The sequence below is a fragment of the Pusillimonas sp. T2 genome, assembly GCF_002236805.1.
Taxonomy (GTDB): Bacteria; Pseudomonadota; Gammaproteobacteria; order Burkholderiales; family Burkholderiaceae_B; genus Neopusillimonas.
The window spans coordinates 112,324-138,635 of record NZ_NIQA01000001.1 but is presented as its reverse complement, the minus strand read 5'-3'; the positions used below and the strand labels follow the sequence as shown (position 1 = coordinate 138,635).

Genomic DNA, 26,312 nt, shown 5'->3' with positions numbered 1-26,312 from the left:
GCATGAGTGATTTTCAGATTGGGTTAATTGCCCTGGGTGTTGTGATCGTTTTGGGCGTGCTGGCCTACAATTGGTGGCAAGATCGTAGCGTGCGTAAACGCATGCAAGCCCAGTTTCCTCAAACAGAAGAAGATCCGTTGCTGGGCGGGTTACCACCTGTGGTCGGTCGCAAAGAGCCCGGTCTGACAGATGGTGTTGCGGGGGTGAGTCACGAAGTCTCTCACACGCGCCGCGATGTTGCGACCGAGCCCGACGAGGTCGACGCTGTATGCGAGGCGGTGATTGATATTGTTTTCACGCAGCCGGTTCAGTCAGGTGACCTGGCCGAGGCTGCCAAGGCACTTATTCCGGCTGACGTACGTCCGTTGCGTTATTTCTCAGAATTGCCCGATGGTACGCATTGTGCCGGGTTGCCTGCGGGCGAAGCGTGCGCTTCGTTGCAGATTGCCGTACTGCTGGCAAACCGTAGTGGTCCCATGACCGATATCGAATGGTCGCAGCTCTGGACGGCGGCCCAAGCGCTGGCCGAAAAATTCGACGGTGCAGTCGAGGGGCCAGAGCAGGACGATGTTGTGGCTCAGGCCGCTGCCTTAGACGCAATGTGTGCGGGGCTTGATGCCCAGGTGGGGCTGGCCCTGCAGTTGCCGTCGCCTGTGCAGGTAGCAAGCGTGCGCGACACCGTCATTGAGGCCGGCTTTGCCCGGGTTGGCGCGCATATGGCCTGGGTCGCCGAATCAGGTGCGGCTCGGTTCACGCTTATGTTCGACGGCTCGCCCGTGTCGGCTTTCCTGGGCGATCGTGTCGGTCGCCTCGACCTGCTGCTCGATCTTCCAAATAGCCCGGCCGATGCACAGGCTTTCAGCCGGATGGCCAGTGTTGGTCGAGATCTGGCGCAGCGTCTTGATGCGGTGCTGGTCGATGATCAGGGACGTCCGGTTTCGGAGGCTTCAGACGCCACCATCGACAAGCAATTAGCCGCCATGTATGCCCAATTGACACAGGCAGGTTTCGCTCCTGGCTCTGAGCGCACAGCAAGGTTGTTCTCGTGACATCGACTTCTTTGGTGCCTGCCCAGGTACAGCAGCAGGTCGACGCCCTGCGACAAGAAATCAATCAGCACAACATTCGGTATTACGCGCAAGACGCGCCGGTGGTATCCGATGCCGAATATGATCGGCTGATGGCGCAACTGCAAGCCCTCGAGGCCCAGTACCCGCAATTGGTAACCCCCGAATCACCTTCCCAGCGGGTCGGCTCGGCGCCAATGGCCGCATTTGCCACGGTACGTCATGCGGTGCCCATGCTGTCGCTCGACAACGGCTTCGATGACGAGGCCATTCAGGCCTTCGATCGCCGAGTTGCCGATGCGTTGCGCGACAGCGGTCTGTTGCCCATCGGTGGACAGGTCGAATATCAAGCCGAGTACAAGTTCGACGGTTTAGCCGTGTCATTGCGCTACGAAAAAGGGCGCCTGGTGCAGGCAGCTACCCGAGGGGACGGGCTTCAGGGTGAGGACGTTACCCACAATATTCGTACGCTGCGTTCGGTGCCGCTCAAGCTGCACGGCGATGCGCCCGACATACTTGAAGTACGTGGCGAAGTATTTATTAATACTCAAGATTTTGAACGCCTCAATCGTGAGCAGCAAGCGCGCGGCGACAAGATTTTCGTAAACCCCCGAAATGCGGCCGCAGGTAGTTTGCGTCAGCTCGATCCGCGTATCGCGGCGCGGCGCCCGCTGCGTTTTTATGCCTATGGTTGGGGTGAGCTTTCTACCGAGGGAAGGCAGACGCAGTCCGGTATGCTCGATTGGTTTCAGACGCTGGGGTTGCCGGTCAGCCCCGATCGTGCCGTAGTAAAGGGTGCCGACGGGTTATTGGCGTTCTACAAAGACGTAGAGGCCCGGCGACCTGGCCTGCCGTTTGATATCGACGGTGTGGTCTACAAAGTTAACAGTCTCCAGGCCCATAGTGTCCTTGGCTTTGTGGCGCGCGCTCCGCGTTTCGCCTTGGCTCATAAGTTTCCGGCCCAAGAAGAAACCACCACATTGCTGGGCATCGATATTCAGGTGGGCCGCACTGGTGCGATTACGCCCGTCGCGCGTTTAAAGCCGGTGTTTGTGGGCGGCGTAACGGTCACCAACGCAACGCTGCACAACGAAGACGAAATCCGGCGCAAAGATGTGCGTATTGGCGATACCGTGATTGTGCGTCGTGCCGGTGATGTCATCCCCGAAATTGTCGGCCCGGTTATCGATCTTCGGCCTGACGCGACTTCGATATTCCAGATGCCCACGCAGTGTCCTGTGTGCGGTTCCGCGGTGCATCGGTCCGACGGTGAAGCCATCTCGCGCTGCACCGGTGGTTTGTTTTGTGCGGCTCAGCGTAAGCAAAGTTTGTTGCATGCGGCCGGGCGCAAGGCGCTCGATATCGAAGGCTTGGGCGAAAAACTGGTTGAGCAACTGGTTGATTCAGGCAGGGTCAAGTCGCTGGCCGACTTGTTCTCGTTGCGCGTCGAAGACTTGTTGTTGTTTGAGCGTATGGGCCGAAAGTCTGCCGAAAACCTGGTTGCCGCAATAGAAAAAGCGCGCACGCCATCTTTGGGGCGGTTGTTGTTTGCCTTGGGTATACGTCATGTCGGCGAAACTACGGCGCGCGACTTGGCGCGTCATTTTGGCGCGTTACGGGCAGTCATGCAGGCCGACGAGGCTGCCTTGCTTTCTGTGCCTGACGTGGGCCCGGTTGTGGCCCAGGCTATCCTTGAGTTTTTCGCGGAAGCCCATAACCGCGAGGTTATCGATGCTCTGGAGCAGGCGGGCGTGCATGCTCAGGCTGACGCCGAGCCGGTCCAGCAATTGTTGTCGGGTAAAACACTGGTTTTGACAGGCACTTTGCCTACCCTGACACGCGATGAGGCGACCCGCATGATTATGGCAGCGGGCGGCAAAGTGAGCGGGTCGGTGTCGAAAAAGACGGCCTATGTGGTGGCTGGGGCCGAAGCGGGCAGCAAGTTGGCCAAGGCGGCCGAGCTGGGCGTGACAATTATCGACGAGACTCAGCTGATAAATATGCTGAATGCCGGATAAAAAACTAGCCCTTGCCAAGAAGTTACCCATGTAAAAAAGCCGCCCCTGTTAAGGGGGCGGCTTTTTTTGACCTTGACCCGGACGTTACTGGATTTTGGCCTGGTCCATCAGGTCTTTTTGGTACTGGGCCAGTTTTTCCTGGCGCATCATCTCTTCGAGTTGTGGCTTGACTTCGGCCAGCTCGGGGAAGCTAACGGCGCGAGAGTCGTCGACACGCACAATGTGCCAGCCAAATTGCGACTTGACGGGTTCGGCCGTCATTTCGCCGTTTTTCAGGCGTTCGACGGCTTCGGCAAACTCAGGCACGTAGTTGCTGGCCTGTGCCCAACCCAGCGAGCCGCCTTCTTTGGCGCTGCCTGGGTCGATTGAATCGGCCTTGGCAGCATCTTCGAAGCTGATTTCGTTGGCTTTGATTTTTTGGGTCAGTTCTTTGGCTTTGCTTTCGTCAGCGACCAGAATATGACTGACTTTGAATTCTTTGGCGTCGGCCTGGGCCTTCTTGATTTCGTTGTACTCTGCCTGAACTTCTTGGTCGGTGACCGGATTTTTCTTCAGGTAGTCTTCCATGAGGGCGCGAACCAGAATGCTTTGGCGCGCCATTTCAAGCTCTTGCTTGACGTCTTCTTTGCGATCGACGCGTGCGCGTTCGGCGGCCTGAACGGCAACCATACGTCCGATCATTTCTTGTTTGACCTGTTCGCGCAACTGCGGGGTATCTTGGGCGCCCTGGCCGACCAACAAGGTAACGAATTGGTCAATTTGTGCCTGTGTGAGGGGCTTGCCGTTAACCGTTGCGACATTCTGTGCGTAAACGGGAACAGAAATTGCGCAGGCGGCTGCGAACATGACGAGCTTCTTCATAAACTTCCTTGAGCGTTTAGTTTGTGTTGGCCACGATGGCCAAAGCGTGAATTGGAAAAGGGATGAGGTCGCTGACTTGATCATACACGAGGCGATGACGTTGCAAGGCGCGTAACCCCTGGAACTGTGGCGAAGCGATAATGACGCGTAAATGGCTGGCCCCCGATTGGCTGCCGGCATGGCCGGCATGCAAGTGCGACTCGTCGATGATTTCGAGTTGGCTGGGTTCGAGGGCCTGAAGGCGGGCGTGAACCAGATCGATACGTTCTTTGTTCATTTGAGCGAAATAAAAAGGGTTCAGGAGGGCTCGGAGCTATCTTTGATGTGACGGCTGAGCCAGATGGATTGAGCCACGACAAACACAAGCAAAAGCGCCATGAGACCGAACACCTTGAAATTGACCCATTGCGATTCGGTAAATTGGCCTGAGAACGCAACATACAGGTTCAGTGCGCCGGATGCAATAAAGAATGCAGACCAGCTGTAGTTCATTTTGTCCCATATGTTGGCAGGAAGTTCAATTTGGGTACCCATTACTTTTTGTAGCAGGTTACGACCAAACAACCATTTTCCGGCCAGCAAGATAACCGCGAAAATCCAGTACAGCACCGTGGGCTTCCATTTGATGAAGGCGTCGTTTTGCAAGACCAGGGTGGCACCGCCAAACAACACGATGACGGTCAGGTTGATCCAGTGGGTGGCTTCGATGGTTTTTTTAGTGGCCTTGAGCCATACAAACTGGGCAACACTGGCTGCGATGGCCACTGCAGTGGCGACATACATGCTGTCGGCCAGCCTGAAGGCGACAAAAAACAGGATCAGGGGGAAAAGGTCGAACAGAAATTTCTTCATGCGTCGGGCTCAAAAGAAAGTGACAGCGAGTTGATGCAGTAGCGCAGACCGGTAGGGGGTGGGCCGTCGGGAAACACGTGGCCCAGATGGGCATCGCATACTGCGCACATGACCTCGGTACGAATCATGCCATGGCTGGTGTCTTGCTCTTCGCGGATAAGGTCGTTGTCGATGGGTTCGAAGTAACTGGGCCAGCCGCAACCTGCGTCAAATTTTGTATCGGACCTGAATAAGGCTGTGTCGCAACACACGCATCGATACGTGCCGACTTGGGTGGTGTTCCAGTACTGTCCTGTAAATGCTCGCTCGGTACCTTTCTGGCGCGTGACATAGAACGCTTCCGGGCTGAGTTGCGCCTGCCACTCGGCCTCTGTTTTGATGACTTTATCCATGCTGCTTTCCTTCGAATGCGCGAATGTCTGTAATTTCTCAACCCGCAATGTTAATCGACTTTCCTGATTGATTTTGGTTCCTTCAGAGCAAAGATTCCGGCGTTTTACGGCTCGGTATTTTGGTGGTTTAAAGTCGAACAATAAGTCGATTTATGCAGGGAATCCCCTAGATTCCACACCCCCCAATCTATGTTAACTTTGCGGCTGTTTGTTTAAGTCCAAAAAGTCGGCCGGTTAACAATCGCGCTCGCTATAAATCTACTAATACGAGGAGTCAAAATGCACTTAGATGTTTTCCCGATGCGCTGATCCATTTTCGCCATTTCTGGCCTTCGGGATGCGCGTCCGGCGTTCCCCATCTTTATATTTATTGGTGTTTCGATAGATGGACTCAACAATCTTTTTCATTTTGCTCCAGGACGGCGTGCTTAACGGTGCAGTCTATGCGCTGTTAGGGCTTGCCCTGGTGTTGGTCTTCCTGGTCACGCGGGTCGTTTTCATTCCTCAGGGCGAATTCGTCGCCTATGGCGCGCTTACGCTGGCGTTCATGGTCAACGGCCAAATTCCCGGTACGGTAGCTTTGCTGCTTATTGTCGGTGTTGCTACATTCGCCCTCGAACTGTTTTCTGCTGTCCGTCGCAACGACTGGAAGCGTTTGCCCAAGGCGGCACTGGGTACGCTGGTGCTGCCCGTTGCGTTGTACTTGCTGGCTCCCTATGTGGTTAGTGAAAACACGCCGCTGTGGCTTAGCGTGGTTTTCGCGCTCGCCCTGGTCATCCCTTTGGGGCCCATGATCTACCGTTTGGCCTATCAGCCCGTGGCCGAGGCCAGCGTGTTGGTTTTGCTCATCATTTCGGTGGCGGTCCACTTTGCCCTGCTGGGTCTGGGGCTGGTGTTCTTCGGTGCCGAGGGTTGGCGCACGCCGCCGTTCATGGAAGGCGAAATCCAGTTTGGCGCAGTCATCTGGTCTGCACAGACATTCTTTGTATTGGCAACCTGCGCAATACTGATCATCGCCCTCTGGCTCTTCTTTGGCAAAACGTTGTACGGTCGCGCTTTGCGTGCTACCGCCGTTAACCGCCGTGGCGCGCGCCTGGTGGGTATCAGCACCAATATGTCGGGCAGCCTCACCTTTACGCTGGCTGCAGCTATTGGCGCGCTGTCGGGTATGCTGATTTCACCGGTCACCACCATTTACTACGACACCGGCTTCCTTATCGGCCTCAAGGGCTTCGTTGCCGCCATCGTAGGCGGGTTGGTCAGCTATCCGTTGGCTGCCCTCGGTGCATTGTTTGTCGGGATTCTCGAGGCATTTTCGTCCTTCTGGGCCAGTGCCTACAAAGAGGTAATTGTGTTTACGCTGATTATTCCAGTGTTGTTGTGGCGTTCGTTTGGCTCCGCCAGCCATCACGATGACGAGGAGTGACGCCATGAATCGACTTATTCTTGCTGTTTTTATTGTTGTTCTGGCGGTATTGCCGCTTATGGGGTCTACGCCAGAATTCTGGATTACCCAACTCAACTACATTGGCCTGGCTTCGCTGGTGGTTCTGGGGCTTGTGCTGCTCACCGGCGTTGGGGGTCTGACATCGTTTGGTCAGGCGGCATTCGTTGGTTTGGGGGCATACTCCACGGCGTATCTGACCACGGCTATGGCCTGGTCGCCCTGGCTGGCTTTGCTGTTTGGTCTGGTGCTTACCCTGTTGGTCGCCTATTTCTTGGGGGCTATCACGCTGCGCCTGTCGGGCCACTATTTGCCACTTGGCACTATTGCCTGGAGCCTTTCTTTGTTTTACCTGTTCGGTAACCTCGAAATGCTTGGGCAGTACGACGGTATTGCAGGTATTCAGGCCATTAATTTCTTTGGCATGAGCCTGTCCAGTGGCCGCGAGATCTTCTACCTGATCTGGGTGGCGGTCCTGTTGTCGCTGTGGGCTACGCACAATCTGCTTCATTCGCGCCCCGGTCGTGCCATTCGTGCGCTTAAAAGCGGGTCGGTCATGGCCGAGTCCTTTGGCATCAACATGGCCAATTACAAAATTATTATTTTTGTATATGCGGCCTTGCTGTCATGCGTGTCGGGCTGGTTGTATGCCCACATGCAGCGCGCCGTCAGCCCCAGCCCGTTCGGTCTTAACTACGGCATCGAATACCTGTTTATGGCGGTTGTCGGGGGTAGCAGCAGTGTTTGGGGCGCAGTTGTCGGTTCCAGCCTTATCCTGACGCTTAAAGACCAAATCCAGAACGTGTTGCCGGCGATTATCCACACAACCGCCAACTTCGAACTGGTGGTGTTCGGTATTCTTATGGTGCTGGTATTGCAGTACGCCCGCGATGGTGTCTGGCCCATGCTGGCGTCGGTATGGCGCACGGTGACAGGCCAAACGACTCAGCGCAAGCTGCCCCCGCCACCCGAAGCGGCCGAACTGCCGCGTCGCGCGCGCCCCGAGGTCGGCACGCTGGTGCTCGAGGTCGAAAACGCCCGTAAAGAGTTCGGTGGTCTGGTGGCTGTCAACAACATCAGCTTCAAGCTCAAGGCCGGCGAAATCATGGGTCTTATTGGCCCCAACGGTGCGGGTAAAAGTACAACGTTCAACCTGATTACCGGGGTGTTGCCTGCCACCAGTGGCCGTGTCGAGTTCCTGGGTAATCGCCTCGACAAACTTCCTTCGCGTGAAATCGCCAAGTTGGGTGTCGGTCGTACCTTTCAGCACGTGCAGTTGCTGCCCACCATGACAGTGCTCGAAAACGTAGCCATTGGTGCGCATTTGCGCCGCGATGTTGGCGTGGTTTCCGCGACGCTGCACACCGACCGTCGTAGCGAGGCCGAGCTCCTGCACGAAGCTGCCAAGCAGTTGCATCGCGTTGGTCTGGGCGACTATCTCTACGAGCAGGCCGGTAATCTGGCACTGGGGCAACAGCGTATTCTTGAAATTGCCCGCGCCTTGGCCGCCGACCCCGTTTTGCTGCTGCTCGACGAGCCTGCCGCAGGTTTGCGCTACAAAGAAAAGCAGGAACTGGCCAAAGTGCTTGATCAACTCCGTCAAGAAGGTATGAGCATCTTGCTGGTAGAGCACGATATGGATTTCGTCATGAACCTTACCGACCACCTGGTGGTTATGGACTTCGGTACCAAGATTGCAGAAGGTCTGCCATCCGAAGTGCAAACCAACCCGGCCGTACTCGAAGCGTACCTGGGTGGTATTGACGATGATCTTGATATTGACGGCGAAGACGCAGCCGCCCCGTCGCCTGCAGCCGCCGGGGGAACAGCATGACGACAACAGAGAAAGCAGTTTTGCAGGTTAATGGCCTAGTAACGCAATATGGCAAGGTCACAGCACTAAGCGGTGCCAATATTCAGGTGGCGCCAGGCAGTATTGTGACGGTTATTGGTGGTAACGGTGCCGGCAAGTCGACCTTGCTTAACTCCATCATGGGCTCTTTGCCCGCCAACGGGCATAGCTCGGGCCAGGTCAGCTACCTTGGCCAAGACATTTCAAGCTGGCAGGTCGAACAGCGCGTGGCGGGTGGGCTGTGCCTGGTCCCCGAGTCGCGCGAATTGTTCGGCAGCATGTCGGTCGAAGACAACCTGTTGTTGGGTGGTTTTCGTTTGTATCGTGCAGGTGTTGCAGGCTGGCGAGACAAGATCGAAGAAGTTTTCGAGTTGTTTCCGCGCTTACGTGAGCGCCGCACCCAAGAAGCGGGAACGTTGTCAGGGGGCGAGCGTCAGATGCTGGCCGTTGGACGAGCCTTAATGGCACAGCCTCAGCTGCTGATGCTCGACGAGCCCAGCCTGGGCCTGGCGCCACGCATCGTACGTGAAATTTTTCACATCATCGCCCGACTGCGTCGTACTGGGGTCTCTATTTTGTTGGTCGAGCAAAATGCCCGTGCGGCACTGCAAGTCGCCGACTATGGGTATGTGCTCGAAACTGGCGATATCGTCCTTGAGGGCCCGGCCAAAGATCTGGCTGATAACCCACGCGTTATCGAAAGTTACCTGGGCTTGGGTAACAAGAAAGAGGCCGAAGAAGCCTGAGTGCGAAATATCCAGCCCTGTCGCCCAGCACCCTAGGTGTTGGGCACAAAGGCTGTATGTAACCCGATCAAACCTGCTTGTTGCTCAGTGCGACAAGCAGGTTTTTTTTAGCCTGCGCGCCAGCCGGTTTGCACCACTTGCGGGGTACTGTCGGCCCAGCCTGCACTCGACACATAGTCATCGGCAAGAATGCCGTTTTTTATGACGTAATAATGGTCGGCAATATTGGCTGCAGCCCCCGGGGTTTCGCCAGCCATGACAATAGTGTAGTGCTGCGCTTTAAGCATCGATAAGGCGCGGTGCATCGCCGACGCAATGATCGGGTTAAGGTAGTCGTGGATTTCGTCGAGCAGCAATACATTGGTGCCTAGCCGCAGGGCCCGGGCAACGGCCAGCAACTGGCGTTCGGGTGTAGAAAGGTGCGCGATGGGCTGGTGCTGAAATGGCTTGAAGGCAGGGAAAATATCGTAGATGTCGGCCAGCGACATCCCGCCACCCAGTGTTGATTCGCCTTCGACAGGGAGTAAAAGGTTTTCTTCACAGCTCAGTTCGTCAACGAGGGCGTGTTCTTCGGGGCAGTAGCTCAGACCCAAGTGACGGATTTGGCTGGCTGGCATATGGATGGATTCGGTGCCATTGATGCGTATGGAACCACTGCGGGGCCCTGTTAGCCCCAGAATGGCGCGCAAGACGGTGGTGCGGCCGGAACCTGGGTTACCCAGAAGGCACACTACTTGCCCTGCGTTGACGGTCAGGTTGACCCCGCGCAGTACGTGGATTTGATCGTACCAAGCATTAAGCTGGCTGATTTCGAGAGCGGGGTGAGCCAAGGTTTCCCCCCTTTTTATTGTGCGTGGTTTTGAGTGTCAGGCCCTACAGCGCCTAGTTAAAGTATGTGTTTTACCGGCACAGTTGGCTATGGGGGTTTCTCATGACATGGAAATCCCCGACAGGGTCAGTACGGATTTGTTTTTTGCTTGTATTCGCACAAGTCGGCAATGCCGCATTGCGGGCATTTGGGCTTTCGGGCCACGCATATGTAGCGACCGTGCAATAGAATCCAGTGGTGCGAATCCACCAGAAATTCTTTTGGGATGACGCGCTCCAAGCGCTTTTCGACCTCTAGTACTGTTTTTCCTGGCGCAATGCCCGTGCGGTTGGCGACACGGAAAATATGTGTGTCAACGGCGATGGTCGGGTGCCCGAAAGCGGTATTAAGGACAACATTGGCTGTTTTTCGACCCACGCCTGGCAGGGCCTCGAGTGCCTCGCGCGTTTCAGGCACCTGACCGTGGTGTTGTTCGATCAGGATGCGGCATGTTTCGATAACGTTGCGTGCCTTGGTTTTGAACAGGCCTATTGTTTTTATGCGTTCGGTCAGGCCGTCGAGCCCTAATGCCAGAATGCCCTGAGGTGTGCCATGGGTAGGAAAGAACCGGGCAGTGGCAATATTGACCGACTTATCGGTCGCCTGCGCCGACAGCATGACTGCAATAAGCAGTTGAAACGGGTCGTCGAAATTCAGCTCGGTGGTGGGGGCGGGGTTGGCCGCTTGCCAACGGCTGAATATTTCGTGTCGTTTGGCTTTGTTCATGAGCTTTGACGGCGTCGTTCACGAGCGCGCGCCAGCGCTTGCGCAATGGCGGCCTGGCGGGCTTGAGCGTCGCTCTCGGCGGCCGACGTTAGCGCGGCTTTGTTGCTAAGAGTGCGCGCTGCCAGGGACTGGCTTTCTGGGTGCTTGCGCTTCAGGCGGGTTTGACGTTGATTATGCCGTTCGCGTGCCGTGGCCGCATGTCGCGGTGTCCAGTCGTATCCGGCAGGCGTCATCTGGATGCAGTCGACCGGGCAGGGTGGTATGCAGAGCTTGCAGCCTGTGCACAGGTCGGGGACGACGGTATGCATTTTTTTATTGGCGCCGACAATCGCATCGACGGGGCAGGCCTGCAGACATAGCGTACAGCCGATGCAATGGTCTTCGTCAATGACAGCCAGCATCAGGGCGGTGTGTGTACCGCAATCGGGGTCGAGCGGCACCGCCGGCTGGTTCAGCAGGTGGGCCAGCGCTGCAATGCCGGTCTCGCCACCGGGTGGGCAGCGATTGATGGCCTCATTTCCAGAGGCTAATGCCTCAGCGTAGGGTCGGCAGCCTTCGTAGCCGCATTGAGTACATTGCGTTTGCGGCAGTATGGCGTCAATTTGGTCCGCCAGAGCAGCGCTCTGGGGGCCCTGTAAAACAGCGTCAGCCATGGATGCGTATGAAGTCTGCGAGTTGGGGGGCGATAGTTTCGCGCCAGCGCCGCCCCGAAAAAATACCGTAATGCCCGCAACCGGGCGCGGTGTAATGTTGCTTGTGCCCTTTGGGGATACTGCGGCACAGGTTTTGCGCCGCTCGTGTTTGGCCCTGGCCCGAGATGTCGTCAAGCTCGCCTTCGATAGTAAAGAGCGCGACGTTTTTGATGGCGGCAGGGTCGACAAGTCGGCCGTCAACATACCACTCGCCACGGGGCAACAGGTGGCGCTGGAAGACGACGTCGATGGTATCCAGGTAAAACTCGGCGGGCAGGTCGAGTACAGCGTTGTACTCGTCGTAAAAGCGCCGGTGGGCTTCGGCGTCGCTGTTATCACCCTTGATCAGATCAAGGTAGTAATCGTAATGCGATTGCGCGTGACGGTCTGGGTTCATGGCGATGAAACCCGCGTGTTGCAAGAACCCGGGGTAAACCTGGCGCCCGAAGCCGGGGTATTTGGCCGGTACGCGATGAACTAAATTGTTGGCAAACCAGCCATGCGACTTGTTAGTGGCCAGTTCGTTTACCTGGGTAGGCGACTGCCGGGTGTCGATTGGCCCGCCCATGAGCGTCATGGTTTTGGGCAGACAGGGGTCGTTGTCGGTGGCCATCAGGGAGACGGCCGCCAATACGGGCACAGTGGGCTGGCAGACGGAAACCACATGCAAGCCTGCACCCAAAAACGTCATGAACTCGCGAATGTAGGCGATATAGTCGTTTAAGTGGAACGGGCCTTCGTGCAGCGGCACCATGCGAGCGTCAACCCAGTCGGTGATGTAAATGTTGTGGTTGGGCAGCAAGGCTTTGACCGTATCGCGCAGCAGGGTGGCATGGTGGCCCGATAGCGGTGCGACCAGCAATACGACCGGGTCGTTGGGTCGAAGCGTATCGCGTTCGAAGTGCACTAGATTGCAAAAGGGTTTGTGCAACACAACGCGATCTTGAACAGCGACATCACGGCCATTGATTTTGGTTGTGTGCAAGCCCCAGGCCGGCTTTTCGTATTCTTTGCCCAGCCGGTGTACCAAAGAATAGCTGGCCGCGATTTGGCGCGATACAGGGGTGTAGGCTAAAGGGCTATACGGGTGTGAAAACAGTTGGGACCCGTGCTCGGTAAACGCAGCCAGCGGGTTTAAAAAAGCGCGCTGAAATTCGTGCAAGTCGTAGAGCATGGAGTTATAGCCTTTATGGGGTTACCAGTAGTTTTCGACAGCCAGATTACCCGGCACGCCCCGACGCCCGACCGCGAAGCCCTTTTCTTTAAGCAGGGCGCGTGCATCTGTAACCATTGCAGGGTTGCCGCACAGCATGATTTTATTTGTGGCTGGGTCGAGATTCACCCCAGCCAGTGTTTCGAGCTGACCGTTGTCGATGAGCGTGGTAACACGCGCCTGTGGCATGCCCGGCAACGTGTCTTGGGTAGGGATGGGCAAATAGGTAAAGCGCGCCGTGAACGGAGCCGTACCTGCCTGGGCCTGCCACCGTGCGATGTCGTCGCGGTAAGCGAGTTCGGGGCAGGTGCGTACACCATGTACCAATATAATGTGTTCGAAGGCCGCCCAGGTAGCCGGGTCGTTCAGCATAGATAAATAAGCCGATAACCCTGTGCCGGTCGCGATCAGCCATAGGGTGCCGCCTGGCTCGAAGCGGTCGATGGTCAGAAATCCGAACAGTGTGCGATCAATGTAGAGGGTGTCTCCGGCCGCCAGTTCGGCAAGCCTGGGGCTGAACTCGCCGCCCGGCACCACAATGGAGTAGAACTCGAGCGGTGATTGATCGGGGCCATTGACCAATGAGTAAGCACGCCAGACCGAGGGCTCAGCATCGGGTTGGTCGATGGGGGGTAAACCAAGGCGAGCAAATTGCCCGGCCTTGAAGTTAAAGCCTTCTGGGCGGCTGACGGTAAACGACAGCAGCTTGCCTGGCACCCATTCGCGCAGACCCAGTACGGTTACCTTGGCGTATTTGCTGTCGGTCATGCGTTAGCGTTCGAGGTACTTTTCTTTGTCGGGCACGCCATTCCATTGGTCGGCGTCTGGCAGCCCGCCTTTCGAGCGGCTAATTTGCCCGAACGACGGCGATAGTTCGGCGTTGATGGCGATAAAGCGCATCTGATCCTGAGGGACGTCTTCTTCGGCAAAAATAGCGTTGGCAGGACACTCGGGCACACAGACGGCGCAGTCAATGCATTCGTCGGGGTCGATGACCAGAAAATTGGGGCCTTCGCGAAAGCAATCGACCGGACAGACATCGACGCAGTCGGTGTATTTGCACTTGATACAGTTTTCGGTGACAACGTGGGTCATGGATACTCCAGCACACAAGCATGGCAATGTTTAAGGGCGCAAGGCTAAACCTGCGGGCCGTTAAACATTACAATGCTCACTTTTGATACATTGGGGAAAAGTTTCCCGAGTTCATTTTACCCAATAATTGGGTACACACTTTAATTGCCAAGGCGGCCGGCTGTCCGAATGATCATTACCTCTTTGCTCGATACCGATCTGTACAAGTTTTCCATGATGCAGGTCGTGTTGCACCAGTTTCCGGCGGCCCAGGTCGAGTATCGCTACAAGTGTCGTACGCCCAATATCAACCTCGCGCCTTACCTTGACGAAATCAGGGCCGAAATACACGCACTGTGTCAGTTGAAGTTCACTGACGCCGAGCTGGATTATTTGCGTAGTCTGCGCTTTATTAAAAGCGACTTTGTCGACTTCCTGGGCTTGTTCCACCTGCCCGAAAAATGCATTCATATCGGCCCCGGAGACGTAGACGGCGAAATCGCTATTTCTGTCAAAGGCCCGTGGTTGCACACCATCCTCTTCGAGATTCCGGTGTTGGCCATTGTCAACGAGGTGTATTTCCGTAATACCTGCACCGAACCTGGCTGGGAAGAAGGGCGTCAACGGCTCCAAAAAAAGATGCAGCTGGTTACCGACGACCCGGCGTTGGCCGATTTTCGTGTGGCCGAGTACGGCACGCGTCGTCGCTTTTCAAAGCAGTGGCACGAAGAGGTCGTGCGGACCATGAAAGCCGAAATGGGCGTGCATTTTGCCGGCACCAGTAATGTCATGATGGCCATGAAGCACAATGTGACGCCGCTGGGCACCATGGGTCACGAATATCTGCAGGCCTGCCAGGCGCTGGGCCCCAGGCTGCGCGACTCTCAAGTTTTTGCGCTTGAAGTTTGGGCCAAAGAATATCGGGGTGACCTTGGGATTGCGTTGTCCGACGTCTACGGGATGGACGCTTTCCTGCGCGACTTCGACATGTATTTTTGCAAGCTCTTCGATGGCGCTCGCCACGACTCTGGCGACCCGTTCTCTTGGGGCGAGCGCATGCTTGAGCATTACACGGCCAACCGGGCCGACCCGAGAACAAAAACGCTGGTGTTTTCCGATGCGCTCACGATACCGCGTGCCATCGAGCTGGCTCAGCGTTTTGCGGGGCGGTGCAAGGTATCGTTCGGTATTGGTACCAACTTAACCAATGACCTGGGCCACGAGCCTTTGCAGATCGTCATGAAAATGGTTCGCTGCAATGGTCAGCCCGTGGCCAAGGTGTCCGATTCGCCGCAAAAAACCATGTGCGACGATCCCGCCTATCTGGCTTATTTGCGGCAGGTTTTCCAGTTGCCGCCGGCCTGATACTTTTTCTGTTTATTTCACTTACTTGTTTCAAGAGGAAACTATGAGCGCCATCAAGCGTTTTAAAGTCGGTCAGCGTCTTTCAGAAGTAGCCGTTCATAATGGTGTGGCCTATCTGGCAGGGCAAGTGCCTACCGATGCAAGCAAAGACATTGTCGGCCAAACTCAAGAAGTGCTTGCTGCCATCGACGATCTGCTGGCCACTGCCGGTACCGACAAAACACAGATCTTGATGGCTCAGATTTTTATGGCCAATATGCAAGAGTTCGACGGTATGAATCAGGCCTGGGATGCGTGGGTGCCTGCTGGCAATGCGCCGCCCCGGGCTACGGTCGAGGCCCGTTTGGCCAACCCCGACCTCAAAGTAGAAATTGTCGTCAAGGCTGCCATTCCGCAGTAACTCGCTACGGTTATGTCAGACACCGCGCCGTTCGCCGATTGGGCCCAACCCTTTGATGCCGTCTGGTTCGAGGCCGCAAGCCAGGGCTTCGACGAGGCCGAACGTGCGCAGCTTGCCAAGGCTGTTGACCGGGTTCGAGCGCCTTTGCAAGGCCAGCTCGCCCTTACCGGTGAGCCATTAGATGCACACGCTGCGGCTGTCGCGCTGATTCTGGCTGGGTTGGGCGCCGACGCCGCTACTCGTATCAGTGCCGTACTGGCGGTGGTGCGCGATGAGTCCTTATTCGACCCGACGCCTAAAAAAGACCCTATCGCCAAAACGTTCGGCGCCGAAATCGCCACCATGGTGCAGGGCGTACGCGCGTTGCTGCGGCTCGGTTACGTGGCGGCTCAGGCCGCCGACCCCGGCAAGGCGGCTGTCGACCAAAAAGAAAAGCAACGAAAAATGTTGCTGGCCATGGCAGCCGACTTGCGCATCGTCATGCTGCGTCTGGCGTCCCGGTTGCAGTCGCTGCGGTGGTACGCCGCCAGTAAAACACCTTGCCCGCCCGAATTTGCCCGCGAAACCATGACGTTGTACACGCCATTGGCCAATCGGCTGGGCATCTGGCAGGTCAAATGGGAAATGGAAGACCTCGCGTTCCGGTTTATGGAGCCCGAGACTTATAAAGATATCGCGCGCCAACTTGAAGATAAGCGCGTCGAGCGTGAGGCCATGATAGAGCGTGTCGTTGCCGAACTTCAGGCAGCGCTGGACCAGGCCGGGATACCCGCTGAAGTTTCTGGACGACCAAAACATATTTACAGCATCTGGAACAAGATGCGTAATAAAAACCTGGCGTTCTCACAGCTCTACGATTTACGTGCCATGCGGGTAATCGTGCAAGACGAGCGCGCGTGTTACGCCGTGCTGGCGCAAGTGCACGCCATGTGGACACCTGTGTCCAACGAGTTCGATGACTACATCGCGCGGCCCAAGCCTAACGGCTATCGGTCGTTGCATACAGTGGTCACGGATGCCGATGGAAAAACGTTCGAGGTGCAGATTCGTACCCGCGAAATGCATGAGTACGCCGAGTACGGTATGGCGGCGCATTGGCGGTACAAAGAGGCTGGCAGCAAGGGGGGTACGCAGGTTGCTGCGGGCGACTACGATCGCAAAGTTACCTGGATGCGTCAGCTGCTGGCGTGGGGCGACATCGAGGCGACGCAAGCGGCAAAAAATCTTTTCGACGACCGCATTTACGTGATGACCCCGCAAGCACGCGTCATAGAGTTGCCTGCTGGCGCGACGCCGGTTGATTTTGCCTACTATCTGCACACTGACCTTGGGCATCGCTGCCGAGGGGCGCGGGTTGATGGCCAGATGGTGCCTTTGCTGACGCGCCTGAAAACAGGGCAAACGGTTGAAATTATTGCGGCTAAGTCAGGCGGGCCCTCGCGCGACTGGCTCAACCCGCAGTTGGGTTTTTTGGCCAGTAATCGCTCCCGGTCGAAGGTGAGGGCCTGGTTCAATGCCATTGAGTTGCAAGAGCGCATTGCCCAGGGCCAGAACATGGTCGAAAAAGAGCTGCAGCGGTTGGGCAAAACCGCAGTCAATCTCGAGCAGTTGGCCAACCAGCTGGGGTTCGCCCGTGCCGACGATATGTATGTGTCTGTCGCCAAAGACGAGTTCAGCCTGCGTGCGCTCGATCAGCATTTTCGTGAGCCCGTGGCGGGTCAGGGCTCGGCATCCGAATCCTTGCCCGAGCGGGGCATGGTTTCGTATGCGGCGGGCAACGATAACGTCGTGCGCACGGGTAAATCGGGGGTGCTGGTGGTGGGCGTCGATGCGCTTCTGACCCAACTGGCCCGTTGTTGCCGGCCTGCGCCACCCGACGTTATTGCGGGTTTTATTACCCGGGGGCGGGGCGTTTCCATACATCGCGCCGACTGCAAAGCGTATGCCGAATTGGCCATGAAGCAACCGGAGCGGCTGATTGACGTCGACTGGGGCGAGACCGGTGATGCGTTGTATCCGGTTTCTATCAGCATTCATGCGCCCGACCGCATGGGCTTGCTTCGTGACCTTACCGATGTGTTTGGCAAGCTGCGACTGAATGTGGTCAGCGTCAATACACAAAGCCGTCGCTCGTTGGCTCACATGGTCTTTACGATCGAGGTGCGCAATGGCGACCAGATAACTCGGGCGCTTACCGCACTGAATGAGTTGTCGGGCGTAACAGCGACCCGTTCGTAGGGGCAGTGTGCGCTGCGGGGCTGGGTCGGCACTGTTAAAATGACCTGATTCTTTAATGCTGGCGGCAAATCCGGTCGCCTGCGCAACCAGAGAGTATTTACTTGAAACCGTATAACTTGCCTGATGAACAGGGTCATTTTGGTCGTTTTGGCGGTTCTTTCGTCGCCGAAACCCTGGTGCATGCACTTGATGAGCTCAAGGCGGCCTACGACAAATACAAAAACGATCCCGAATTTCTTCAAGAGTTCGAGTACGAGCTTAAGCATTTTGTCGGGCGTCCCAGCCCTGTGTATCACGCACGTCGCTGGTCCGAAGAGCTGGGCGGGGCACAAATCTGGTTTAAACGCGAAGACCTCAATCACACCGGTGCGCATAAAATCAATAACTGTATTGGCCAAATCATGTTGGCGCGCCGCATGGGTAAGCCGCGTATCATCGCCGAAACCGGCGCTGGACAGCATGGTGTGGCCACTGCAACCGTTGCCGCGCGTTACGGGCTCGAGTGCGTCGTATATATGGGCGCCGAAGACGTGCGCCGGCAGGCGTCGAACGTGTACCGCATGAAGCTGCTGGGGGCCACTGTCGTCCCGGTGGAATCTGGCTCGCGCACGCTTAAAGATGCCCTGAACGAGGCAATGCGCGACTGGGTCACCAACGTCGAGAACACGTTTTACTGCATCGGCACTGTGGCCGGCCCGCACCCGTATCCTGCCATGGTGCGCGACTTTCAGTCTGTTATCGGCACCGAGTGCATTGAACAAATGCCCGTCAATACCGGGCGTCAACCCGACTACGTAGTTGCGTCGGTAGGGGGCGGTTCTAACGCCATGGGTATTTTTTACCCTTATATCGACTACCCAGAAGTAGCGCTGGTAGGTGTCGAAGCCGCTGGTGAAGGCCTCGATACCGATCGCCACTCGGCCTCATTGAATGCGGGTGTTGTTGGCGTTCTGCATGGCAATCGTACGTATATTTTGCAAGACCAGCACGGCCAAATTCAAGAAACCCACTCTATTTCTGCGGGTCTCGACTATCCGGGCGTAGGCCCCGAACATGCCTGGCTTAAAGATTCGGGTCGTGCGCAGTATGTAGGCGTTACCGATGCCGAGGCACTGGCGGCGTTTCACAAGTGCTGCCGCACCGAAGGCATCATGCCCGCGCTCGAGTCATCGCACGCCATTGCGCATGCCGTTCGTCTGGCGCCGACGCTGCCTAAAGATAAAGTCATTCTGGTCAATCTGTCGGGCCGGGGCGATAAAGACATGCATACCGTTGCCGAGTTCAGCGGTATTACCCTTTAATAGGTTATCAACATGAATCAACAAGATCGGCTTGCGACCGTGTTTGCCAATAAGGGCAAGCGTGCCGCACTGATTCCCTACGTTACGGCTGGCGATCCCTCACCGCAGGCAACCGTTCCGCTCATGCATGCGCTGGTCGAGGCCGGGGCCGACGTCATCGAACTGGGCGTGCCGTTTTCCGACCCGATGGCCGACGGCCCGGTCGTGCAACGGGCGACCCAGCGTGCCATCGAAAAGGGGGTTGGGCTAGTGCATGTTCTGCATATGGTCCAAGAGTTCCGTCGCACCAATGCGGTTACGCCCGTAGTACTTATGGGTTACGCCAACCCCATCGAGCGTTTTGGCCAGGAAGTGTTCGCCCAGAAGGCCGCCGAAGCAGGTGTTGACGGTGTTTTGGTGGTTGACTACCCCCCCGAAGAAATGATCGATTTTGCGCGCTACCTCGAAGCCGCCGCTGTTGCCCCGATTTTTCTGCTGGCGCCTACGTCAACCGAAGATCGCGTCAAGAAGGTTGCCAAAATTGCACGCGGCTATGTGTACTATGTCTCGCTAAAGGGTGTTACCGGTTCCGGCAACCTGGACATTACCGACGTCGAGCAACGTCTGGCCGCTATTCGACAGCATCTCGATATCCCGCTGGGCGTTGGGTTTGGCATTCGCGATGCCGAAAGCGCTCGTCGGCTCGGGCAGGTCAGCGATGCGGTCATCATTGGCAGCAAACTCATCGAAACCATGGAAGAGGCTGTTGCTGGCGCATCAGCCAGTGGTCAGGATGCCGACATGGCTGCGGTACAAGCTGCAAAAGCGTGGCTCGGCGGTATTCGCCAGGCGCTTAACTAAAAACAAATATCACCAGGAAATACAACCATGAGCTGGATTGAGAAAATTCTGCCGCCGCGTATCAACAAAAACTCCGACGCCAACTCGCGGCGGGTACCCGAGGGACTCTGGATCAAATGTCCGGGCTGCGAGTCAGTTTTGTATAAAGACGATTTGGCCGCCAGTCTTAACGTGTGTCCCAACTGCAGCCATCACATGCGGATCGGGGCTCGCGCCCGTATCAACGCATTGCTCGACACCGAAGGTCGTGTCGAAATCGGTGAAAATACCCGTCCGGTCGATCCCTTAAAGTTCAAAGACTCCCGCAAATACCCCGAGCGCGTCTCCGAGGCCACCAAATCAACTGGCGAGTCCGAGGCCATGGTGATCATGAGTGGTCGTATGCTGAACATGCCGGTGGTTTTGGCGTGTTTCGAGTTCGAGTTCATGGGCGGTTCGATGGGTTCGGTTGTGGGCGAGCGTTTTGTGCGCGGCGTTCAGGAAGCCATCAAAAATCGTTGCCCGTTTATTTGCGTTGCAGCATCGGGCGGCGCACGTATGCAAGAAAGCTTGTTTTCGCTGATGCAGATGGCTAAAACCAACGCCATGCTTACGCGTCTTGCTGCCGAAGGTTTGCCGTTTATCAGCGTGCTTACCGACCCGACCATGGGTGGTGTTTCGGCTAGTTTTGCTTTCATGGGTGACGTCGTCGTCGCCGAGCCTAAGGCGCTTATTGGCTTTGCCGGGCCCCGGGTTATTGAGCAGACCGTTCGCGAAAAACTGCCCGAAGGTTTTCAGCGCGCCGAGTTTTTACTTGAAAAAGGCGCCATCGATTGCGTTATTGACCGCCGTGAAATGCGTAGTGAACTGGCACACATGCTGGCCTTGCTTACGCGTCAGCCTATCGACGTGGTGGGCGCCGCAGCCTAGACATAAACGCCAAGGTGTCGTGGCCTTCTTTTAAGGCCCGGCACTTTGGCCTTGTCACGCCCGTTTGCGTTCTTCGCGATGCGGTCGGCAATAGGCAGTACAGGTTTATTGTCGGCGCTTTGTCATCAATGCAAAAAAAACCCCGAAACAACGTTTCGGGGTTTTTTTACGGCTGTCGATCAGCGCTGGTGAGCAGATCAGCTGTTTTGCGTTTCCACCTGCTCGAGGGGCGCTTGTTCGACTTTAGGCGCGGGCTTGCGTGCACGACCTAGGCGTGGCGCGCTGGCGGGCACTTGAGTCGTTGGCACATCGGCGCGGGTTTCGACCAGCTGCAAGCCGGATGACGCAATGGCAGCTTGAACGCTGTCGCTGGACGAAGCTTGAGGGGCTTGCTGAGCTACTTGCGTTGCGGGTGCTGCCGCTGCCTGCTGGGTGGTAGCTACAGGCGCTGGTTCGACTGGGGTCGGCTCAGTGGATGAGGCTGGCGCAGGTACGGCATCATCGGCCTGGGTCGCTGTAGACGCTGCCGAGGTCGTTTCTGCGGCTTCGGCAGCTGTCATCGGCGCTGTTTCAATAGCATCGGAGAGCGATGGCGCAGCAACGGCGACGGCCGCTTCTGATGCAACCGCTTCTGTGGCGACAGGCGCTGTGGTTGCTGGCGCTTCGGCAACCTGTGTGGTTTGAGCCGGTGTTGCCGAAGAAACGGTCTGTGCTGTGATGGCTTCGGCCGCCGTTTTGGCAGCTTCTGCCTGTTCGGCTTCGCGGGCGCTCAGGTCGACCAGTTCTTTAGCTTGGATAGTTTCAAGGTCAGCGCCGAATACGGGTTCGATGTAGGTTGCAGCGGCTACCGTTGCAGTTGCTCCGGCCTGGGGTCGTGATGCGACCAGGGCGTTGGCTGCAATTTCGGCCGGTGCTTCGTCGTCGGCTGAATCGTCATCGGCGCTATTGTCGGCGTCTGTACCAGCTTCGTTGCGACCTGCTTCGTTGCCACGGCGACCACGGCGGCTGCGACGGCGACGGCGTTTGCGCTCGGTTTGTTCCCCTTCAGTCGCGTCGGCGTCGGTATCCGGTGAAATGGCTTGGTCTTCATCGGCGTCGTGCACTTCGTGGGCATCTGCGATTACAGCAGCTGCCGGAGCGGGTGACGTTACAGGTTGCGTAATCTCGGGCGTTTCGGCATCGGTAGCCGTTTGGGCCGCGATATCGTCTGTTGCAACATTACCTTCGGTCGCACGATCGCGTCGGTTACGCCCACGACCACGTCGGCCACGACGTGCGCCTGTACGCTCTTCTTGGCCTTCAACTGCACTAGAGGGTGCCTCGGAGACGGCAACTGCAGTGTCGGTTGTTTCTGCCACAGCCTTTTCACGAGGCTCTTGCGGTTGGCGTGGCTTGCGCTGTTGGCCTTCGGCGACCACTTCGTCGGCGTCGCGGTTGCGTCCGCCGCGTCGGCGATTGCGGTTTCGATCTTGGTTGCCCCGATTGCCCCGTTGACCGCCATTACGATTTGCCGAAGGTTTTTCTTCGGTTGCGGCTTGGGTGGTCGAGGTTTCGGTCGTTGCGCTGGCGCCTGTCAGCCAGTTCATGAAGCGTTTGAACAAGCCGGTAGCTGATGCTGCGCCTTGAGCTGCAGCGGGTGCTGCAACGGGTTCAGGGGCGGCAATAATCGGCGCAGGTTGTGCGTGCGTAATGCTTTTGACAATCGCTTCGGGGCGGGCCTTGGCTTCGGCGGCTTTGCTGGGCTGCCAGGTGACGTCGGTTTCGGGCGTCTGGACCAGATCGAGGCTGCTGGCTGACGATTCGAGGCGTGGGTCGTCGTGACGCAGGCGCTCGATGTGGTGATGTGGCGTCTCGAGGTTTTTGTTGGGGATCAGGACCAGATTGACCTTGAGCCGGCTCTCGATCTTGGTGATGTCGTTGCGCTTTTCGTTAAGCAGGAACGTGGCCACCTCGACTGGTACCTGCGCATGCAGGGCGGCCGTGTTTTCTTTCATGGCCTCTTCTTGCAGCAGTCGCAAGACGTGCAGTGCGCTGGATTCGGCGTCGCGGATGACACCGGTGCCGTTGCAGCGCGGGCAAGTGACGTGCGAGCCTTCGTTCAGGGCAGGGCGCAGGCGTTGGCGAGATAATTCCATTAAGCCGAAACGCGAAATTTTGCCCATTTGGACGCGGGCGCGATCGAAATGGAGCGCATCACGCAGGCGCTGTTCGACGGCGCGCTGGTTCTTGTTGTCTTCCATGTCGATGAAGTCGATGACGATCAAGCCGCCCAGGTCGCGCAAGCGCAACTGGCGGGCTACTTCGTCGGCCGCTTCAAGGTTGGTACGCAACGCAGTTTCCTCGATGTCGGCGCCGCGAGTTGAGCGCGCGGAGTTGACGTCGACGGCGACGAGCGCTTCGGTGTGGTCGATAACGACAGAGCCGCCCGAGGGCAACTGAACCGTGCGTGAATACGCAGTTTCGATTTGATGTTCGATTTGAAACCGCGAAAACAGGGGGATGTCGTCGCGGTACATTTTGACGCAACCGACGTTGTCGGGCATGACCACGCTCATGAAGGCGGTAGCTTGCTCTGCGATTTCTTCAGTGTCGATGAGGATTTCACCGATGTCGGGCGAGAAATAGTCGCGAATGGCCCGAATGACCAGGCTGGACTCAAGATAAATAAGAATGGGCGCAGCGTTTTCGCGTGCGGCGGTGTCGATGGCGCTCCAGAGCTGCAGCAGATAGGACAGGTCCCATTGCAGTTCTTCGACGGTTCGGCCGATGCCGGCGGTACGGGCGATGATGCTCATGCCCTGTGGGACATCGAGCTGGTCCATGGTGTCGCGCAGCTCTTGGCGGTCTTCACCCTCGACACGGCGCGATACGCCACCACCACGGGGGTTGTTCGGCATGAGCACCAGGTAACGGCCTGCCAGCGAAATAAACGTGGTCAGGGCAGCACCTTTGTTGCCGCGCTCTTCTTTCTCGACCTGAACGATCAGTTCCTGGCCTTCGGTCAGTGCGTCTTGAATACGCGCAGTGCGTACATCGACCCCTTCTTTGAAGTAGCTGCGGGCTACTTCTTTGAATGGCAGGAAGCCGTGGCGGTCTTCGCCGTAGCTGACGAAGCAGGCTTCAAGGCCGGGTTCGATGCGGGTAATAACCCCTTTGTAGATATTGCCTTTGCGCTGTTCGCGCCCGGCGGTTTCAATGTCGAGGTCAATGAGTTTTTGACCATCAACAATCGCAACGCGCAACTCTTCTTGATGCGTTGCGTTAAATAACATGCGTTTCATGAGTGTGTTTCTCCGTAGTCATGACGCGTCTTGTCAGGACGCGCGACCTTGGACCACTCGGTGTGAGACGCTGGAATTTGCTTTAAGGGGGCCGGGCTGAACAAATGTCAGAGGGTACCCACCTTGGTCATCAGGCAGGCACAGCGTGCCATTGGGCACGAGGTTCAGTCAGCAGGGAGGTCAGGTTCACAATGGTGTGTGGTTGACGAATAGATTGCTGGGAACAGCAGGCGCAGATTTGTACTTGCGCCTGGTGCATTTAAACTTTATGACTAGACTTAGCAAAGACGACAGCGTCGCACGCGGTTGGCAAGCACCCCCGGGGTGGCAATGGGTTTTGTGCTGCACCATTGTTCCGGTGGGAGATTGCCCCGGCGACCAAATGGCCCAGAAGCTGAGTGTCAAGGCAGTACAATATGTTCTTCGATACCCACGGAGACGCATCCATTGCATCTCTACGCAGGTAGATACCCAGCTTCTACAGGCTGGCATGATTATATGCTGCTTTTCCATATGCGCAAACCCTCAGACACAAACGCTCCTGCCCCTGCTGTTCAAATGCTGCTGATCGACTCCGAACAGGTCGGCCAACGCGTTGATAATTTCCTTTTGCGTATATGCAAGGGCGTGCCCAAAAGCCACATATACAAAGCCATACGCGACGGTCAAGTACGCGTGAACAAAGGGCGGATACAGTCCGACTACCGGCTTGTCGAGGGGGATACGGTTCGTGTTCCGCCTTTTCGGATGCCCGCGCCCAATGCGCCGCGGGCAGTACCGCCGTGTCAGTTTCCGGTGGTTTTCGAAGACGACGCCTTGTTGGTTATCGATAAGCCTTCAGGTGTGGCTGTGCACGGGGGCAGCGGGGTGTCGTTCGGGGTTATCGAGCAACTGCGGGCCGCGCGGCCCGATGCGCGCCTGCTTGAGTTGGCGCACCGTCTCGATCGCGAAACCTCCGGGCTGCTGATGATCGCCAAGAAGCGTTCGGCGTTGGTGGCCCTGCACGAGATGATGCGTGAGGGTAAAGGCCGTAAACGTTACTTGGCGCTGGTGTCAGGCGACTGGGTCAACGACCGGCAGCACATACGTCAGCCTCTGCTCAAGTGGTTGACCGCATCGGGCGAGCGGCGGGTGCGGGTCGACCCAGCCGGAAAACCGGCGCACACTATTATTTCGTTGCAAAAGCGCTTGGGTCGTTATTCTCTGCTCGAAGCTGAACTTAGAACCGGCCGTACCCACCAAATTCGAGTGCACCTGGCATCAGCAGGGTTTCCTATTGTTGGCGACGATAAATACGGGCCCGACGAGGTTCGCGATAAGTTCACCCGTTTGGGGTTTGGTCGCATGTTTCTGCATGCCTACAGGTTGGACATCCCCCACCCGCTAACCGGCGAGTTGCTGGCCCTGTCCTCGCCGTTACCCCCTGAGTGTCAGCGAATTTTGTCTTACCTGGAGCAACAGTCGTGAAGCAATATGATGCCGTGATCTTCGATTGGGACGGCACCCTGATGGATTCGACCCACGCCATTGTCAGTGCCATTCAATTGGCGTGCGCCGATATGCAACTGCCGGTGCCCGACCGCCGCCAGGCCAGCTGGGTGATCGGGTTATCTATTGAAAGTGCGCTCTATCATGTGGCGCCCGATCTCTCCGCCGATGACCTGCCGCACTTTGTCGAGCGTTACAAGCATCACTTTTTTCAGCACGACCGCGAAACGCCTTTGTTTGACGGGGTGCCTCAGCTGTTGAACGTTTTGCGTGAACAGCGGGTCAAACTGGCTGTGGCGACCGGAAAAGGTCGAACAGGGCTCGATCGGGTTCTTGCTGCTTCGCGTTTGGGCGAGTATTTTGATACTACGCGTTGTGCCGATGAATCGCATGGCAAACCCCATCCAGGCATGTTGCACGACATTATGGGGTTTTTGTCGCTCGATCCCGAGCGTGTGCTGATGGTTGGCGATACAACGCACGACGTTCAAATGGCGCACAACGCCGGGGTCGACAGTATTGCTGTTAGTTACGGGGCGCACGATTTGCCCACGTTGCAATCGGCGAATCCCACGGTGCTCGTCCATAGTGTTACAGAAATGCACGACTGGCTCTCCGGCCGAGTCGTTCCAGCGATGCGGTGTGACTAGTGAAGCTCACTGCCGCGTCCTCACGAGGTAGTGAT

The 26,312-nt window shown here is 56.9% G+C and carries 24 protein-coding genes; 13 read left to right on the top strand and 11 right to left on the bottom strand.

All coding sequences use genetic code 11. The annotated features are described in order from the left end of the window. Positions 1-2 precede the first annotated feature (2 nt). Both PuT2_RS00615 and ligA read left to right on the top strand, forming a co-directional pair. The gene (locus PuT2_RS00615) at positions 3-1,049 is read left to right on the top strand and encodes a cell division protein ZipA C-terminal FtsZ-binding domain-containing protein (RefSeq protein WP_093969099.1); all 1,047 of its coding nucleotides are present in this window, start codon (positions 3-5) and stop codon (positions 1,047-1,049) included. Further along, a complete protein-coding gene (gene ligA, locus PuT2_RS00610) occupies positions 1,046-3,085 on the top strand; it encodes an NAD-dependent DNA ligase LigA (RefSeq protein ID WP_254046907.1) in 2,040 nt (679 codons plus the stop codon). The genes PuT2_RS00615 and ligA overlap by 4 nt, the downstream gene beginning before the upstream one ends. 84 nt (positions 3,086-3,169) lie before the next feature. Here ligA and PuT2_RS00605 read toward each other — a convergent pair whose 3' ends face one another. Genes PuT2_RS00605 through msrB form a run of 4 tightly spaced genes read right to left on the bottom strand, consistent with a single transcriptional unit; the run spans position 3,170 to position 5,190 of the window. Next, positions 3,170-3,946, bottom strand: a complete 777-nt coding sequence (locus PuT2_RS00605) for a peptidylprolyl isomerase (protein ID WP_093969098.1) — start codon at positions 3,944-3,946, stop codon at positions 3,170-3,172. A gap of 16 nt (positions 3,947-3,962) precedes the next feature. Further along, positions 3,963-4,223: a BolA family transcriptional regulator gene (locus PuT2_RS00600; protein ID WP_093969097.1), complete on the bottom strand. Its 261-nt coding sequence runs from the start codon at positions 4,221-4,223 to the stop codon at positions 3,963-3,965. 20 nt (positions 4,224-4,243) lie between these two features. After that, positions 4,244-4,798 (bottom strand): septation protein A, encoded by a 555-nt coding sequence (locus PuT2_RS00595; RefSeq protein ID WP_093969096.1) that lies wholly within the window; start codon positions 4,796-4,798, stop codon positions 4,244-4,246. Next, positions 4,795-5,190 (bottom strand): peptide-methionine (R)-S-oxide reductase MsrB, encoded by a 396-nt coding sequence (gene msrB / locus PuT2_RS00590; protein ID WP_093969095.1) that lies wholly within the window; start codon positions 5,188-5,190, stop codon positions 4,795-4,797. Before msrB ends, PuT2_RS00595 begins: the two co-directional genes overlap by 4 nt. A gap of 385 nt (positions 5,191-5,575) precedes the next feature. Between msrB and PuT2_RS00585 the strand changes: the two genes are divergently transcribed. Genes PuT2_RS00585 through PuT2_RS00575 form a run of 3 tightly spaced genes read left to right on the top strand, consistent with a single transcriptional unit; the run spans position 5,576 to position 9,232 of the window. Continuing rightward, complete coding sequence (locus PuT2_RS00585) at positions 5,576-6,616, top strand: branched-chain amino acid ABC transporter permease (RefSeq protein WP_093969094.1); 1,041 nt, start codon at positions 5,576-5,578, stop codon at positions 6,614-6,616. Between the two features lie 4 nt (positions 6,617-6,620). Then, the gene (locus PuT2_RS00580) at positions 6,621-8,468 is read left to right on the top strand and encodes an ATP-binding cassette domain-containing protein (RefSeq protein WP_093969093.1); all 1,848 of its coding nucleotides are present in this window, start codon (positions 6,621-6,623) and stop codon (positions 8,466-8,468) included. Then, positions 8,465-9,232, top strand: coding sequence for an ABC transporter ATP-binding protein (locus PuT2_RS00575; protein ID WP_093969092.1), 768 nt, complete (start codon positions 8,465-8,467; stop codon positions 9,230-9,232). Before PuT2_RS00580 ends, PuT2_RS00575 begins: the two co-directional genes overlap by 4 nt. 107 nt (positions 9,233-9,339) lie before the next feature. Here the strand turns inward: PuT2_RS00575 and PuT2_RS00570 are convergent, their stop codons facing one another. From PuT2_RS00570 to fdxA, 6 genes are all read right to left on the bottom strand, one after another. Then, the gene (locus PuT2_RS00570; RefSeq protein ID WP_093969091.1) at positions 9,340-10,062 is read right to left on the bottom strand and encodes an ATP-binding cassette domain-containing protein; all 723 of its coding nucleotides are present in this window, start codon (positions 10,060-10,062) and stop codon (positions 9,340-9,342) included. Positions 10,063-10,187: 125 nt separating this feature from the next. Beyond that, positions 10,188-10,826 (bottom strand): endonuclease III, encoded by a 639-nt coding sequence (nth, locus tag PuT2_RS00565; RefSeq protein WP_093969090.1) that lies wholly within the window; start codon positions 10,824-10,826, stop codon positions 10,188-10,190. Next, positions 10,823-11,479 carry an electron transport complex subunit RsxB gene (rsxB, locus tag PuT2_RS00560; protein WP_093969089.1) on the bottom strand — a complete coding sequence of 219 codons (657 nt, stop codon included), beginning with the start codon at positions 11,477-11,479 and terminating at the stop codon, positions 10,823-10,825. The genes nth and rsxB overlap by 4 nt, the downstream gene beginning before the upstream one ends. Continuing rightward, a complete protein-coding gene (locus PuT2_RS00555; protein WP_093969088.1) occupies positions 11,472-12,692 on the bottom strand; it encodes a polyhydroxyalkanoate depolymerase in 1,221 nt (406 codons plus the stop codon). Before PuT2_RS00555 ends, rsxB begins: the two co-directional genes overlap by 8 nt. Positions 12,693-12,713: 21 nt before the next feature. After that, complete coding sequence (locus PuT2_RS00550) at positions 12,714-13,499, bottom strand: ferredoxin--NADP reductase (RefSeq protein ID WP_093969087.1); 786 nt, start codon at positions 13,497-13,499, stop codon at positions 12,714-12,716. Between the two features lie 3 nt (positions 13,500-13,502). Beyond that, positions 13,503-13,826: a ferredoxin FdxA gene (fdxA, locus tag PuT2_RS00545; protein WP_093969086.1), complete on the bottom strand. Its 324-nt coding sequence runs from the start codon at positions 13,824-13,826 to the stop codon at positions 13,503-13,505. Positions 13,827-13,994: 168 nt separating this feature from the next. Here fdxA and pncB point away from each other — a divergent pair, with 168 nt between their 5' ends. From pncB to accD, 6 genes are all read left to right on the top strand, one after another. Next, positions 13,995-15,170 (top strand): nicotinate phosphoribosyltransferase, encoded by a 1,176-nt coding sequence (gene pncB, locus PuT2_RS00540; protein ID WP_093969085.1) that lies wholly within the window; start codon positions 13,995-13,997, stop codon positions 15,168-15,170. A gap of 43 nt (positions 15,171-15,213) precedes the next feature. Then, the gene (locus tag PuT2_RS00535) at positions 15,214-15,570 is read left to right on the top strand and encodes a RidA family protein (RefSeq protein ID WP_093969084.1); all 357 of its coding nucleotides are present in this window, start codon (positions 15,214-15,216) and stop codon (positions 15,568-15,570) included. A 12-nt stretch (positions 15,571-15,582) separates the two neighbouring features. Next, positions 15,583-17,808, top strand: coding sequence for a bifunctional (p)ppGpp synthetase/guanosine-3',5'-bis(diphosphate) 3'-pyrophosphohydrolase (locus PuT2_RS00530; RefSeq protein WP_093969083.1), 2,226 nt, complete (start codon positions 15,583-15,585; stop codon positions 17,806-17,808). 101 nt (positions 17,809-17,909) lie between these two features. Continuing rightward, entirely contained in the window at positions 17,910-19,109 is a 1,200-nt protein-coding gene (gene trpB, locus PuT2_RS00525) for a tryptophan synthase subunit beta (protein ID WP_093969082.1), read from the top strand. Between the two features lie 12 nt (positions 19,110-19,121). Next, on the top strand, positions 19,122-19,949 hold the full coding sequence (gene trpA / locus PuT2_RS00520) for a tryptophan synthase subunit alpha (RefSeq protein WP_093969081.1): 828 nt from the start codon (positions 19,122-19,124) through the stop codon (positions 19,947-19,949). Positions 19,950-19,976: 27 nt separating this feature from the next. Then, entirely contained in the window at positions 19,977-20,858 is an 882-nt protein-coding gene (accD, locus tag PuT2_RS00515; protein WP_093969080.1) for an acetyl-CoA carboxylase, carboxyltransferase subunit beta, read from the top strand. A gap of 197 nt (positions 20,859-21,055) precedes the next feature. Here accD and PuT2_RS00510 read toward each other — a convergent pair whose 3' ends face one another. Beyond that, positions 21,056-24,139: an Rne/Rng family ribonuclease gene (locus PuT2_RS00510; RefSeq protein WP_093969079.1), complete on the bottom strand. Its 3,084-nt coding sequence runs from the start codon at positions 24,137-24,139 to the stop codon at positions 21,056-21,058. Positions 24,140-24,637: 498 nt separating this feature from the next. On the opposite strand from PuT2_RS00510, the gene PuT2_RS00505 reads away from it, so the two are divergent. Then, positions 24,638-25,606 carry an RluA family pseudouridine synthase gene (locus tag PuT2_RS00505; RefSeq protein ID WP_173862492.1) on the top strand — a complete coding sequence of 323 codons (969 nt, stop codon included), beginning with the start codon at positions 24,638-24,640 and terminating at the stop codon, positions 25,604-25,606. Continuing rightward, on the top strand, positions 25,603-26,277 hold the full coding sequence (locus PuT2_RS00500; protein WP_093969078.1) for an HAD-IA family hydrolase: 675 nt from the start codon (positions 25,603-25,605) through the stop codon (positions 26,275-26,277). The genes PuT2_RS00505 and PuT2_RS00500 overlap by 4 nt, the downstream gene beginning before the upstream one ends. Positions 26,278-26,312 lie beyond the last annotated feature (35 nt).

Bases quoted from the DNA above. Each gene is read 5' to 3' on its own strand.
- PuT2_RS00615 (WP_093969099.1), top strand. From the start codon at position 3: ATGAGTGATTTTCAGATTGGGTTAATTGCCCTGGGTGTTGTGATCGTT.
- PuT2_RS00605 (WP_093969098.1), bottom strand. From the start codon at position 3,946: ATGAAGAAGCTCGTCATGTTCGCAGCCGCCTGCGCAATTTCTGTTCCC.
- PuT2_RS00600 (WP_093969097.1), bottom strand. From the start codon at position 4,223: ATGAACAAAGAACGTATCGATCTGGTTCACGCCCGCCTTCAGGCCCTC.
- PuT2_RS00595 (WP_093969096.1), bottom strand. From the start codon at position 4,798: ATGAAGAAATTTCTGTTCGACCTTTTCCCCCTGATCCTGTTTTTTGTC.
- msrB (WP_093969095.1), bottom strand. From the start codon at position 5,190: ATGGATAAAGTCATCAAAACAGAGGCCGAGTGGCAGGCGCAACTCAGC.
- PuT2_RS00585 (WP_093969094.1), top strand. From the start codon at position 5,576: ATGGACTCAACAATCTTTTTCATTTTGCTCCAGGACGGCGTGCTTAAC.
- PuT2_RS00580 (WP_093969093.1), top strand. From the start codon at position 6,621: ATGAATCGACTTATTCTTGCTGTTTTTATTGTTGTTCTGGCGGTATTG.
- PuT2_RS00575 (WP_093969092.1), top strand. From the start codon at position 8,465: ATGACGACAACAGAGAAAGCAGTTTTGCAGGTTAATGGCCTAGTAACG.
- nth (WP_093969090.1), bottom strand. From the start codon at position 10,826: ATGAACAAAGCCAAACGACACGAAATATTCAGCCGTTGGCAAGCGGCC.
- rsxB (WP_093969089.1), bottom strand. From the start codon at position 11,479: ATGGCTGACGCTGTTTTACAGGGCCCCCAGAGCGCTGCTCTGGCGGAC.
- PuT2_RS00555 (WP_093969088.1), bottom strand. From the start codon at position 12,692: ATGCTCTACGACTTGCACGAATTTCAGCGCGCTTTTTTAAACCCGCTG.
- PuT2_RS00550 (WP_093969087.1), bottom strand. From the start codon at position 13,499: ATGACCGACAGCAAATACGCCAAGGTAACCGTACTGGGTCTGCGCGAA.
- fdxA (WP_093969086.1), bottom strand. From the start codon at position 13,826: ATGACCCACGTTGTCACCGAAAACTGTATCAAGTGCAAATACACCGAC.
- pncB (WP_093969085.1), top strand. From the start codon at position 13,995: ATGATCATTACCTCTTTGCTCGATACCGATCTGTACAAGTTTTCCATG.
- PuT2_RS00535 (WP_093969084.1), top strand. From the start codon at position 15,214: ATGAGCGCCATCAAGCGTTTTAAAGTCGGTCAGCGTCTTTCAGAAGTA.
- PuT2_RS00530 (WP_093969083.1), top strand. From the start codon at position 15,583: ATGTCAGACACCGCGCCGTTCGCCGATTGGGCCCAACCCTTTGATGCC.
- trpA (WP_093969081.1), top strand. From the start codon at position 19,122: ATGAATCAACAAGATCGGCTTGCGACCGTGTTTGCCAATAAGGGCAAG.
- accD (WP_093969080.1), top strand. From the start codon at position 19,977: ATGAGCTGGATTGAGAAAATTCTGCCGCCGCGTATCAACAAAAACTCC.
- PuT2_RS00510 (WP_093969079.1), bottom strand. From the start codon at position 24,139: ATGAAACGCATGTTATTTAACGCAACGCATCAAGAAGAGTTGCGCGTT.
- PuT2_RS00505 (WP_173862492.1), top strand. From the start codon at position 24,638: ATGCTGCTTTTCCATATGCGCAAACCCTCAGACACAAACGCTCCTGCC.